This window comes from Pseudomonas sp. E102, assembly GCF_052660185.1.
This window is the reverse complement of sequence record NZ_CP084025.1, coordinates 4,008,761-4,021,458: the sequence shown is the minus strand read 5'-3', so window position 1 is coordinate 4,021,458 and position 12,698 is coordinate 4,008,761. Positions and strand designations below refer to the sequence as shown.

At 58.3% G+C, this 12,698-nt stretch carries 10 protein-coding genes and 1 pseudogene; 4 read left to right on the top strand and 7 right to left on the bottom strand.

Annotated features, from left to right (window positions below; all coding sequences use genetic code 11):
• Positions 1-10: 10 nt before the first annotated feature.
• Positions 11-726 (bottom strand): annotated as a pseudogene (locus DOCECA_RS18375) (ABC transporter permease).
• A gap of 333 nt (positions 727-1,059) precedes the next feature.
• On the opposite strand from DOCECA_RS18375, the gene DOCECA_RS18370 reads away from it, so the two are divergent.
• The 3 genes from DOCECA_RS18370 to DOCECA_RS18360 all read left to right on the top strand — a co-directional run bounded on the left by DOCECA_RS18370 (position 1,060) and on the right by DOCECA_RS18360 (position 5,350).
• Complete coding sequence (locus tag DOCECA_RS18370; RefSeq protein WP_434560681.1) at positions 1,060-2,643, top strand: peptide chain release factor 3; 1,584 nt, start codon at positions 1,060-1,062, stop codon at positions 2,641-2,643.
• Between the two features lie 425 nt (positions 2,644-3,068).
• Entirely contained in the window at positions 3,069-3,317 is a 249-nt protein-coding gene (locus DOCECA_RS18365; RefSeq protein WP_445570898.1) for a hypothetical protein, read from the top strand.
• 191 nt (positions 3,318-3,508) lie between these two features.
• Positions 3,509-5,350, top strand: coding sequence for a glycosyltransferase (locus tag DOCECA_RS18360; RefSeq protein ID WP_445570897.1), 1,842 nt, complete (start codon positions 3,509-3,511; stop codon positions 5,348-5,350).
• A gap of 165 nt (positions 5,351-5,515) precedes the next feature.
• Here DOCECA_RS18360 and DOCECA_RS18355 read toward each other — a convergent pair whose 3' ends face one another.
• Positions 5,516-5,875, bottom strand: coding sequence for a DUF6124 family protein (locus tag DOCECA_RS18355; protein ID WP_434560675.1), 360 nt, complete (start codon positions 5,873-5,875; stop codon positions 5,516-5,518).
• Between the two features lie 755 nt (positions 5,876-6,630).
• Here DOCECA_RS18355 and DOCECA_RS18350 point away from each other — a divergent pair.
• Positions 6,631-6,882, top strand: a complete 252-nt coding sequence (locus DOCECA_RS18350; protein ID WP_420765549.1) for a hypothetical protein — start codon at positions 6,631-6,633, stop codon at positions 6,880-6,882.
• A gap of 208 nt (positions 6,883-7,090) precedes the next feature.
• On the opposite strand, the gene DOCECA_RS18345 is transcribed toward DOCECA_RS18350, so the two are convergent.
• The 5 genes from DOCECA_RS18345 to DOCECA_RS18325 all read right to left on the bottom strand — a co-directional run bounded on the left by DOCECA_RS18345 (position 7,091) and on the right by DOCECA_RS18325 (position 12,654).
• Positions 7,091-8,071 (bottom strand): peptide ABC transporter ATP-binding protein, encoded by a 981-nt coding sequence (locus DOCECA_RS18345; protein ID WP_445570896.1) that lies wholly within the window; start codon positions 8,069-8,071, stop codon positions 7,091-7,093.
• The gene (locus tag DOCECA_RS18340; protein ID WP_420765548.1) at positions 8,071-9,039 is read right to left on the bottom strand and encodes an ABC transporter ATP-binding protein; all 969 of its coding nucleotides are present in this window, start codon (positions 9,037-9,039) and stop codon (positions 8,071-8,073) included. The genes DOCECA_RS18345 and DOCECA_RS18340 overlap by 1 nt, the downstream gene beginning before the upstream one ends.
• Before the next feature lie 10 nt (positions 9,040-9,049).
• Positions 9,050-9,961: an ABC transporter permease subunit gene (locus DOCECA_RS18335; RefSeq protein WP_186706009.1), complete on the bottom strand. Its 912-nt coding sequence runs from the start codon at positions 9,959-9,961 to the stop codon at positions 9,050-9,052.
• 10 nt (positions 9,962-9,971) lie between these two features.
• Complete coding sequence (locus DOCECA_RS18330; RefSeq protein WP_063322947.1) at positions 9,972-10,982, bottom strand: ABC transporter permease subunit; 1,011 nt, start codon at positions 10,980-10,982, stop codon at positions 9,972-9,974.
• A gap of 76 nt (positions 10,983-11,058) precedes the next feature.
• Positions 11,059-12,654 (bottom strand): ABC transporter substrate-binding protein, encoded by a 1,596-nt coding sequence (locus DOCECA_RS18325; protein WP_445570895.1) that lies wholly within the window; start codon positions 12,652-12,654, stop codon positions 11,059-11,061.
• Between the last annotated feature and the right edge of the window lie 44 nt (positions 12,655-12,698).

Here is a 12,698-nt window from a genome sequence, read left to right as displayed (position 1 = left end):
CCAGCCAGGCTCAGGACGGTCGTAGACCGCGTTCCAGCCAGAGGCGGCTGGCCAGTGTCACCAGCCCGTCGAGCAGCAAAGCGAGCAGGGCGGTGCAGGCTGCGCCGAGCAGCAATTGCGGCTGGTTGTTCAAGGCGATGCCGGGGAAGATCAGGCTGCCAAGGCTGTTGGCGCCGATCAGGAACGCCAGGGGCGCGGTGCCGACGTTGATCGCCAGGGCCACGCGCACCCCGCCGACTATGATTGGCACGGCGTTGGGCAATTCGACTTTCCACAACACCTGGCGCGCAGTCATGCCGATGCCGATAGCGGCTTCCTTGAGGGAACCCTGAACGTTTTTCAGGCCTTCATAGGTGTTGCGCACGATGGGCAATAGTGAGGCGAGGAAGAGGGCGAAGATGGCGGGCCCGTTGCCGATGCCCAGGACGCCTAGGGCGATGGCCAATACGGCCAGGGGGGCACGGTGTTGCCGATGTTGAACACTTGCATGAAGCGTTCGGCACGCCCGACCATGCCGGGGCGGCTGAGGAGTATGCCGGCTGGGATGCCGACTATCAGGGCCGCAAACATGGATGCCAATACAAGCATCAGGTGCGCTTGCAGGTAAAACAGCAGATCGTCGCGGTAGCGTTGGATCGTATCGATGCCAATCCAGTGGACCAACAGGGCCAGGAGTGCGACGACGAACGCAGCCCCTGTCAGCCCTTTGCCATAGCGGATAGCCACAGGCGGACTCCTTTTTCTTTTAGTCGGCGCACGCTTTGCTCGGGCGGCAAACCATCATGGGATGCCGGGAAAACGTTCGCGAGAAGCAGCTCTTTTCGAGGCGGGTCAAAGGACCGTCGAAGCGAGCCATGGGCGCAGCCTCGTCAGGCTAACTTGCTGATTTTGCAGGCCCCGACGGTTGCTCATATCAGGGTTGTGGACGGCTCCACGCGGCAAAAGGTTCCCATGCTGGGCAGCATTTGGCCACCCTCGATGTGCTCAACGGTTCGGTTCCTGGCCCAAGTTGAGCTATAATCGCCGCCCTTTTTTGAATCACCTGCCAGGCGATTTCCCATGACCAAACAGGCCGCCGAAGTCGCGAAACGCCGCACTTTCGCCATTATTTCCCACCCCGATGCCGGTAAGACCACCATCACCGAAAAGCTCTTGCTGATGGGCAAGGCGATTGCGGTGGCCGGCACGGTGAAATCCCGCAAGTCCGACCGCCATGCCACCTCTGACTGGATGGAGATGGAAAAGCAGCGGGGTATCTCCATTACCACGTCGGTCATGCAGTTCCCGTATCGCGATCACATGATCAACCTGCTCGACACCCCGGGCCACGAAGACTTCTCGGAAGACACCTACCGCACCCTGACCGCGGTGGACTCGGCCTTGATGGTTCTCGACGGCGGTAAGGGCGTCGAGCCACGGACCATCGCGCTGATGGACGTTTGCCGTCTGCGTGACACGCCGATCGTGAGCTTCATCAACAAACTCGACCGCGACATCCGCGACCCGATCGAATTGCTCGACGAGATCGAAGCCGTCCTCAAGATCAAGGCCGCGCCGATCACCTGGCCGATCGGTTGCTATCGCGACTTCAAGGGCGTGTACCACCTGGCCGACGACTACATCATCGTCTACACCCCAGGCCACGGCCATGAACGCACCGAAACCAAGATCATCCAGAAGCTCGACTCCGACGAAGCCCGCGCGCACCTGGGCGATGAGTACGAGCGTTTCGTCGAGCAACTGGAGCTGGTGCAGGGCGCCTGCCATGAGTTCAACCAACAGGAATTCATCGATGGGCAACTGACCCCGGTGTTCTTCGGGACCGCCCTGGGCAACTTCGGCGTCGACCATGTGCTCGACGCCGTGGTCGACTGGGCCCCGCGCCCGCTGCCGCGCGTTGCCAACGAGCGCACCGTGGAGCCGGTGGAAGAGAAGTTCGCAGGCTTCGTGTTCAAGATCCAGGCGAACATGGACCCCAAGCACCGCGACCGCATTGCCTTCATGCGTATCTGCTCCGGCAAATACGAAAAAGGCATGAAGATGCGCCACGTGCGCACCGGCAAGGACGTGCGTATCGGCGATGCCTTGACCTTCTTCTCCTCGGAACGCGAGCAACTGGAAGAAGCCTTCGCCGGTGACATCATCGGCCTGCACAACCACGGCACCATCCAGATCGGCGACACCTTCACCGAAGGCGAAGCCCTGGGCTTCACCGGTATCCCCCACTTCGCCCCGGAACTGTTCCGCCGCGTGCGCCTGAAGGACCCGCTCAAGTCCAAGCAGTTGCGCCAAGGTTTGCAGCAATTGGCCGAAGAAGGCGCCACCCAGGTGTTCTTCCCGGAGCGCAGCAACGACATCATCCTCGGCGCCGTCGGCGTGCTGCAGTTCGACGTCGTCGCCAGCCGCCTGAAAGAGGAATACAAGGTTGAGTGCTCCTACGAGCCGATCACCGTTTACTCCGCCCGTTGGGTCGAATGTGGCGATAAGAAAAAGCTTGAGGAATTCTCCAACAAGGCCGTGGAAAACCTTGCGCTGGATGGTGGTGGGCATTTGACCTACCTGGCGCCTACCCGGGTGAACCTGGCGCTGATGGAAGAGCGCTGGCCGGATGTGAAATTCCGCGCGACGCGGGAGCATCACTAAGCAGTAAGCGTTTAAAGCCAAAAGCTGTGGGAGCGAGCCTGCTCGCGAAAGCGATAGGTCAGCTTGCCTAGATGTTGGTTGTGCCGGCCTCTTCGCGGGCAAGCCCGCTCCCACAATGGTCTTGTGTCAGATCCTCGATCTCCCGGTCATCCATAGCCCCTGTGGGAGCGAGCCTGCTCGCGAAAGCGGTGGGTCAGGCTGCCTGGATGCTGGATGTGCCGACCTCTTCGCGAGCAGGCTCGCTCCCACACTGGGTTTTGGGTGTTAGTTGGTTTTGAAATAAGGCTTATTCGAAACCATTCTGTCGTGCGGGGGCATTTCTGGCGGTTCGGTGGCGTCTTATCTGGTGAACCGGGCAGTTCAGAACTAGATTTTCTTGAGCGCCGTCGGGCCCCGGCTTTATCCGGAAAAAGAAGGAATTGGTCATGAATAAGCTGCTACGCATGATGTTTTTGCTGAAGGTGTTGGTGATGCTGTCTCTCGGTTCAACGGTTGCCTGGGCTGAGTGCGATGAGCATGAAAAACATGCATCAAGCGGATCGGTGGCGCAGGGTGAGTTGATGCTTGCCGCGACCGATGCGGACGCAGGCGATCCGGACGATGGCGAGGATGATGATGGTTCGCCAATCCATACGCCGGATGATGAGGATCCGGAAGGCGATAGCCAGACGTAGATTTTTGACCTGAAGAAAACCCCTCCAGCCCCAACTGAGACTTAGTTGGGGCTGGAGGGGTTTTTTGTTTACTACTTGCTAATAACTTAGGCTGTCTACTGTCATCTTTGACAGTAGACAGCCCTATCCCGACGCGCATAGATTCGGCTCGACAAACGCTTCACATGTAATGTCAATACAGGGAGACGATCGTGGAGTCGTTATATTTTGCTGCCACACTTAACGTCTTAAGTGCGCTTATTCTTTGGGCCAGATATTCCTATGCCAAGCCGTCGGCATATTTTTGGAGTGGTCTCTGGATAACGAGTTTCATATCGAGTCTCATCTCAGTCGCCGTCGTTACAGGAGAGATGGAGGGGGCATTGTTTTCTTTGCTAGGCGGAGTAGCTTTAGGGTTTTTAGTTCGTTTTTATATTCCGATTATCAGTCTGTTTGGTGTCGGGCTGCTGGTGGCTAGGTTTACTGTGCCTGTGGCTATCCTGATTTTTGTAAATCAAAAAATTCAGCAAGTGGAGTTGGGGATTGTACTTTGGGGTTGTATCTATGTTATTCAGCTTATTTGTCTGCTCATCGCGGTATTTTATATGCTTTGCAGAGTGCTTGAAGACTTGCCGAGATTTACCATCAATTTTCCGAAGCGTGATGCTGCGCTGCAAAAAATAAGTATGGCCGATGGGCGGTGGAATCCGTTGATTTCCATACATGTTCCTTGTTATGCGGAACCTCCGGCTTTGGTTATTGCCACCCTAAGTGCAGTGGCGAACCTTGAGTATAATAATTTTGAGGTGTTGGTTGTTGACAATAACACAAAAGATCCTGAGCTTTGGAAGCCGGTTGAAAAATTCTGTACAAAACTAGGGCAACGATTTTGTTTTTTTCATGTCGATCCTCTCGCTGGTGCAAAGGCGGGCGCCATAAATTTTGCGCTACGTCACTCGAACGTCGACGCAGAAATTGTTTTGATTATCGATGCGGATTATATAGTGGACCCTGCGTTCATAAGGCGATATATCGCACTTTTTGAAGATGAAAAAACGGGGTTCGTGCAGACCAGTCATGACTATCGGGAGTGGCGGGGTAATCCGTTTTTATCTGGCGTTTATCATCACTATTTAATTGGCCATAAAACAGTACATCCTGCCTTGAACGAATACGGTGCCGGTTATTTGGTGGGTACGGTGTGTATGGTTAGGCGTCATTTGATTGAAGAACTCGGCGGGTGGGCAGAATGCGCGCTTACCGAGGATCTGGAGCTGGCCATGAGAATTATGGCTAAGGGATATACAGGGCATGTATTCAGCGACACATGGGGCAAAGGGCTTATACCAGAAACTCTGGACGGGATAAAAAAACAACAGTTTCGTTGGTGGGCGGGAGCCACCCAGGAGTTCAGGGTGAATTGGCGTCGATACCTTGGGCTGACTAACGAAAAAATGACGGTGGCTCAAAGAAGCTTGAGATTGTATACGACCTTTAAAGATTGTATCGGTGCGTGCGCATTTTTGGTGGATATATCATTTTTTCTCGTTTGCGTCTTTCTGGTGTCGAGTTCGCAGGTATTGCAAATACCCCATGGTTTCTTGGGTTTGATTGGGGCGGCAGTGGTTGTAAAATTTCTTGAAATATGGATCGGCGTCAGAGAACTGGGGAGCAACGAAGTGCGTGATTATTTCATGACATTGATGCTCAAAGGTGCCCTGAGATGGGTGGGTGTGAAGGCGTTCATTTTACCTTTATTTAAACTCCAGATTTCGTGGGTTAGAACGAATAAGTTCAAACAATCCGGAAATTTTCTGCGAGGGGTTAAGTCGTCTTCGGTCGAAATTTTGATAGGGCTCATTTATCTCCTGTGTGCTCTGTTTCTCGTGCCTTTTGCACATTTCGTAGAGTTTGACCTCGTGGCGTTGGTGTCCATCTGGTTTTTTATTCAAGGCGGATCGTTCTTCTGTACGCTAGTCATGGCAATCGTTAGTGAGAGCGCATTGGATCAGGAGCGACTGGAATTAGCCAAGGTGACTGATAGCGAGGTGTGAGGATCTAGCGCTTGGCGCTAAGTTGACGCGCGGCTTGTGGGGGCGAGCTTGCTCGCGATGGCGGCGTTTTTCAAGGTAGTGGTTCAGCTTGCATGGACGGGCTGCCGGCCTTGTAGTCGAGGCGCCTACAAATGCCGGCCAGCCCTTTTGATGTGCGGCGAGTTGCTAGCGTGGATCGGCGATATCCAGCGCCCGATTCGCCAGTAGCTCACTCACCTCTGTCACTTGCAGGATCCCCATCGCAACATGCCGGCGAGAACCCTCAAGATCGAACGCCAAGTCGCTGATCATGGCGTTGGCGGAGGCCAGGTTTTCGCTGAGGTTGGCGAGCAGGCTTTCAGTATCGATGCTCTCGACGACAGTGAAGAGCTGCGCTGCTGACGGGGCTTTCTTGGCTTTGGCCTGTTCCGGCTTCAAATAATAATCGAGCGCCCGCTCAGTGGCTTCGTGGAATTTTTCCGGGTCGAGGCTTGAATAGGACGAGGTGGGGTCTGATTCTGGTGGGTTGGGTGTGGCTTTGAACATGATGACGCTCCTATGGGGAATGGGAGCCGCCAAGACCTGTCGCTAAACAGGATGGTGGCGACTGCACGCAGGTTAGCGAACCGGACATAGGCACCCGGTAGACCCGAAGGTCTCCTACATACAGCCGCCATAACATAGTTGCGAGTTTGGACGCCGCAATGATGCATGGTTGCTTATGTGCCTAAGGTTCGGGTCGCTAAACCCGACCGCTGATTTTCAGCGACCCGGTAACCATAAGGTCCCGCCCCAAGGCGCACAAGCGGGCGGATTCTGGCTTAGTTGTAGGCAAAGGCGCAAGGCAACGTAGCCTCGGGACTAGGGCTCCGTGTTACTGGGTATTTGTCTGTAAGGCTCGATGCCTGCCGTTAAAGGGGCCAGGGTCTTAACACCAATCTCGGGCCAACCTGTGGTAGCAAAGCTTGCTCGCGATAGCGGTGGTCAGCCGGCATCTTTTCAGGGTGTGCCGGCGTCATCGCGAGCAGGCTCGCTCCCACATTGGTTTTGTGCCCGCCCTTGATCTCCAAGCCACCCACACTGTTTTTGTGCCACTTCTCCATTCTTGATCACCCAAACCCAGGCAATGGGAAACGGCGATCAGCACCTTTTGTAATAAGGTTTATTCAAAACTTGTCTTTACGATGGCGGCATTTCTAGCTGTTTCGGGGCGTCCTATCTTGTGTGCTACTTTGTTCAAAATTAGCTTCCCTTAAGCGCCATCGGGCTCTGCTGTATCCGGATAAAGAAGGAATTGGGCTATGAATAAGCTGCTGCGCATGATGTTTTTGCTGAAAGTTTTGGTGGTGCTTTCCCTCGGCTCAACGGCTGCGTGGGCCGAGTGCGATGAGCATGAGAAACACGCCTCGAGCGGTTCGGTGGTGCAAGGCGAGATGATGCTGGCCGCGACCGATGCGGACGCAGGCGATCCGGACGATGGCGAGGATGATGATGGTTCGCCAATCGATACACCGGATAGCGATGAAGATGCAGAGGGCGATAGCCAGACGTAGATATCCGACATAAAAAACCTCCAGCCCTGGTCGGACTGGAGGTTTTTTTATTGCCCGTGGCGAGGGAGCTTGCTCCCGCTGGGGCGCGTAGCGGCCCTTTTTGGGACTGCTGCGCAGTCCAGCGGGAGCAAGCTCCCTCGCCACAAGTGCTTTTCTGCCTTAAGTGCTTTGCTGCCTTTTAGCCTTTTAGCCTTTTAGCCTTTTAGTCTCACGCCGCACCGTCGAGGAACCGCTCGGCGTAGTGACACGCCACCAACCGGTTATCCAACGGCCGCAACGCCGGTTCTTCGGTCTTGCAGCGCTCGGTCGCGTACGGGCAGCGCTTGTGGAAGGCGCAGCCGGACGGCGGGTTCAACGGGTTGGGCAGTTCGCCGACGATCTTGATCTTCGGCTTGTTCGGGTCCGGGTGGATGGTCGGGGTGGCCGACAGCAGCGCCTGGGTGTATGGGTGCAGCGGGCGGCTGTAGATCGACTCGTTGGGGCCCATTTCCACTGGGCGGCCGAGGTACATCACCATCACGTCGTCAGCGACGTGCTGGACCACCGCCAGGTTGTGGGAAATGAACACGTAGGCGGTGTTGAATTCCTGTTGCAGGTCCATGAACAGGTTCAGTACCTGGGCCTGGATCGATACGTCCAGCGCCGAGGTCGGTTCGTCCGCCACCAGCACCTTGGGTTGCAGCATCATGGCGCGGGCCAGGGCGATGCGCTGGCGCTGGCCGCCGGAGAACATGTGCGGGTAGCGCTGGTAATGCTCGGGACGCAAGCCCACCTGCTTCATCATCGCCTGGACTTTCGCACGCCGCTCGGTGGCCGACAGGTTGGTGTTGATCAGCAACGGCTCGGCCAGTTGATCACCGATTTTCTGCCGCGGGTTGAGGGACGCATACGGGCTCTGGAACACCATCTGCACGTCTTTACGCAGTTGCTTGCGTTCGGCCTTGTTGGCGCCAGCCACTTCCTGACCGGCGATTTTCAAGGAGCCCGCGGACGGCTCTTCGATCAGCGTCAGAGCCCGGGCGAGGGTGGATTTGCCGCAACCGGATTCGCCCACCACGGCCAGGGTCTTGCCGGCCTCCAGTTCGAACGACACCCCGTTGAGGGCGCGCACAGTCGCATGGCCCTTGAACATGCCACGGGACACTTCGTAATGACGGGTCAGGTCACGGGCGGTAAGTACGACGGCCATCACGCCACCTCCTGGTTCAACGGGTAGAAGCAGCGGGCGAGGCTGTTGGTTTTCGGATCGAGAGCAGGGCGCTCCTGGCGACAGTTGTCGCGCACATACGGGCAGCGCGGCGACAGCAGGCAGCCTTGCGGACGGTCATAGCGACCGGGAACGATACCCGGCAAGGTCGCCAGGCGCTCGGCGCCCATGCTGTGTTCCGGAATCGCCGCCAGCAGCGCTTCGCTGTATGGGTGGGCGGGAATGTCGAACAACTGAGGCACCTTGCCCACTTCCACGGCCTGGCCGGCGTACATCACGCACACGCGCTGGGCGGTTTCAGCCACGACGGCGAGGTCGTGGGTGATCAGCACCAGGCCCATGTTCTGCTCTTTTTGCAGGGCCAGCAGCAGGTCCATGATCTGCGCCTGGATGGTCACGTCCAGGGCGGTGGTCGGTTCATCGGCAATCAACAACTTCGGCTCGCCGGCAATCGCCATGGCAATTGCCACGCGCTGGCTCATGCCGCCGGACAGTTGGTGCGGGTACGCGTCCATGCGGCTCGCGGCGCCGGGAATTTCGACTTTTTCCAGCAGTTCGATGGCGCGCTTGCGGGCGGCTTTGCCGGACATCTTCAGGTGCAGGCGCAGCACTTCTTCGATCTGGAAACCGACGGTGTAGCTGGGATTGAGCGCGGTCATCGGGTCCTGGAACACCATCGCCAGGTCCTTGCCGACGATCTGCCGACGCTGGCGGTTGCTCAGCTTGAGCATGTTCTTGCCGTCGAAGTTCAGCGCGTCGGCGGTGACGATGCCTGGGTGCTCGATCAGGCCCATCAGCGCCATCATGGTCACGGATTTACCCGAACCCGATTCGCCGACGATCGCCAGGACTTCGCCTTTGTCCACGCTCAGGTCCAGGCCGTCGACCACCGGCACGGCGGTGGCGTCGCCGAAGCGGACGTTGAGATTCTTGATTTCTAGCAGTGACATGGGAATCTCCTCAGGCGGCATTTTTGAGTTTAGGGTCCAGCGCATCGCGCAGCCCGTCGCCCATCAGGTTGATTGCCAGCACGCTGAGCAAAATGGTCAAGCCAGGCAGGCTCACGACCCACCAGGCGCGTTCGATGTAGTCGCGGGCCGAAGCCAGCATGGTGCCCCATTCAGGGGTTGGCGGCTGCACGCCGAGGCCGAGGAAGCCCAGGGCGGCGGCGTCGAGGATCGCCGAGGAAAAGCTCAGCGTCGCCTGGACGATCAGCGGTGCCATGCAGTTGGGCAGCACGGTGATGAACATCAGGCGCGGCAGGCCGGCACCGGCCAGGCGGGCGGCGGTCACGTAGTCGCGGTTCAGTTCGCCCATCACGGCGGCGCGGGTCAGGCGCACGTAGGATGGCAGCGAGACGATGGCGATGGCGATCACGGTGTTGATCAGGCCTGGGCCGAGGATGGCGACGATCGCCACGGCCAGCAGCAAGGACGGCAGGGCGAGCATGATGTCCATCAGACGCATGATGGTCGGGCCGAGGATGCGCGGGAAGAACCCGGCGAACAGCCCCAGCAGGATGCCCGGGATCAACGACATCACCACCGACGACAAGCCGATCAGCAGCGACAGGCGCGAGCCCTGGATCAGGCGCGACAGCAGGTCGCGGCCCAGTTCGTCGGTGCCCAGCAGGAATTGCATCTGCCCACCTTCCAGCCAGGCCGGTGGCGTCAGCAGGAAGTCACGGTATTGCTCGCTCGGGTCATGAGGCGCGACCCACGGAGCGAAGATCGCGCAGAACACGATCAGGATCATGAACATCAGCCCGGCGACGGCGCCCTTGTTGCGGGAAAACGCTTGCCAGAATTCTTTGTAAGGGGACGGGTACAGCAGGCTTTGATCGACTGCTACCGCGGTAGTTGGAGTACTCATGGTCTTGATCTCAGCGCTGGTGACGGATACGTGGGTTGGCAAAGCCGTAGAGGATGTCCACGACGAAGTTGACCAGAATCACCAGGCAGGCGATTAACAGGATGCCGTTCTGCACCACCGGATAGTCCCGGGCGCCGATGGCTTCGATCAACCACTTGCCGATGCCCGGCCAGGAGAAGATCGTTTCGGTCAGGACCGCACCGGCCAGCAGCGTGCCCACTTGCAGGCCGACCACGGTCAGCACCGGGATCAGCGCGTTGCGCAGGCCATGCACGAACACCACGCGCGACGGCGACAGGCCCTTGGCCTTGGCGGTGCGGATGTAGTCTTCGCGCAGCACTTCGAGCATCGAAGAGCGGGTCATGCGGGCGATCACCGCCAGCGGAATGGTGCCCAGCACGATCGCCGGCAGGATCAGGTGATGCAGCGCATCGAGGAACGCGCCCGGCTCGTCGGCCAGCAGCGTGTCGATCAGCATGAAGCCGGTTTTCGGCTCGATGTCGTAGAGCAGGTCGATCCGCCCCGACACCGGCGTCCAGCCCAGGGACACCGAGAAGAACATGATCAGGATCAGGCCCCACCAGAAGATCGGCATCGAGTATCCCGCGAGGGAGACGCCCATCACCCCATGGTCGAACAGGGATCCTCGCTTGAGTGCCGCGATCACCCCAGCCAGCAGGCCCAGGATACCGGCGAACAACAGGGCGGCCATGGACAGTTCCAGGGTCGCGGGGAACAGGGAGCTGAACTCGGTCCATACGCTTTCACGGGTACGCAGCGATTCGCCGAGATCGCCCTGGGCCAGTTTGCCGATGTAGTCCAGGTATTGGGCATACAGCGGTTTGTTGAGGCCAAGGCGTTCCATTGCCTGTGCATGCATTTCGGGATCGACCCGACGTTCGCCCATCATCACTTCCACGGGGTCGCCGGGGATCATGCGAATCAACGCGAAGGTCAGCAAGGTGATGCCGAAGAACGTGGGGATCAATAATCCCAGTCGGCGGGCAATAAAACTAAACATCTTCAGGTGTACCTCATCAGCCGGTTAGGCGTGCCCTTCGAGGCATGGGGTCAAGCGTCGAAGGGCGTTTTCTTATCTACTTCACCTGGGTGGTGGCGAAGTTGTTGGTGGTGAGCGGGCTAATCACGTAGCCCTCTACGTTCTTGCGCATTGCCGTGAACATGCGGGTGTGGGCCATGCTGATCCATGGCTGGTCCTGGTTGAAGATCACCTGGGCCTGTTCATAGAGCCTGGCGCGCTCCTCGGGGTTCACTGTGGCGCGTGCCTGGTCGAGCAGCGCCTGGAATTTCTCGTTGCACCAGCGCGCGTAGTTTTCGCCGTTCTTGGCGGCTTCGCAACTGAGCATAGGCGTCAGGAAGTTATCCGGGTCGCCGTTGTCGCCCGCCCATCCGGCGGACACCATGTCGTGCTCGCCGTTTTTCGCGCGCTTGAGCATTTCGCCCCACTCCATCACGCGGATGTCGACCTTGATCCCGACTTTCGCCAGGTCGGCCTGCATCATTTGCGCGCCGAGCATCGGGTTGGGGTTGGTCGGGCCGCCGCCGTTGCGGGTGAACAAGGTAAACACGGTGCCTTCCGGCACGCCGGCTTCCTTGAGCAACTGGCGGGCCTTGTCGAGGTCGCGGGTCGGGTTCTTCAGTTCGTGATTGAAGCCCAGCAGTGTCGGCGGGTACGGGTTAACCGCCACGGTGGCGTTGCCCTTGCCGAACAGGGCGTTGACGTAGGCTTCCTTGTCGAAGGCCAGGTCGATGGCCTTGCGTACACGCACGTCGCTCATGTACTTCTTGCTGGTGTTCAGCGCGGTGTAGGAAACGGTCATCGCGTCCAGCTCGGTGACCTTCAGGTTCGGGTCTTTCTTGATGCTGGGGATGTCATCGGGTTTTGGGTACAGCGCGATCTGACATTCGTTGGTCTTGAGTTTCTGCATGCGCACGTTGTTGTCGGTGGCGATGGCCAATACCAGCGCATCGGCCGGTGGCTTGCCACGGAAGTAGTCCGGGTTGGCCTTGAAGCGAACCTGGGCATCCTTGCTGTAGCGCTGGAACACGAATGGGCCGGTGCCGATCGGCTTGCTGTTGAGGTCGCCGGCCTTGTTGGCCTTGAGCAACTGGTCGGCGTATTCAGCCGGGTAGATCGAAGAGAACGCCATGGCGATGTCGGCCAGGAACGGCGCTTCGCGACGGGTCAAGGTGAACTTGACCGTGCGCTCGTCGACTTTCTCGACGTTTTTAAGCAGTTCCTTGAAGCCCATGCTTTCAAAGTACGGGAAGCCCACGCTCGACAGTTTATGCCACGGATGATTCGGGTCCAGCTGGCGCTGAAAGCTCCAGACCACGTCGTCGGCGTTCATGTCGCGGGTCGGCTTGAAGTAATCGGTGGTGTGGAACTTGACGCCCTTGCGCAGGTGGAAGGTGTACGTCAGGCCATCGTCGCTGATGTCCCAGGACTCGGCCAAGGCCGGAATCACTTCGGTGGTGCCGGGCTTGAAATCAGCCAGGCGATTGAAAATGGTTTCCGCCACGGCATCGGCGGTGACTGCAGTCGTGTACTGGACCATGTCGAAGCCTTCCGGACTGGCTTCTGTGCAAACCACAAGGGGTTTGGCCGTGGCGCCAACGGCGACACTCAGCAGCGCGGCGGCGATGGCGGCGCGTAGGGGGTTCATGTTCATCGTCAATCCTCTGCAATCGGGTAATTGGCAAAAGACCGGGCGGG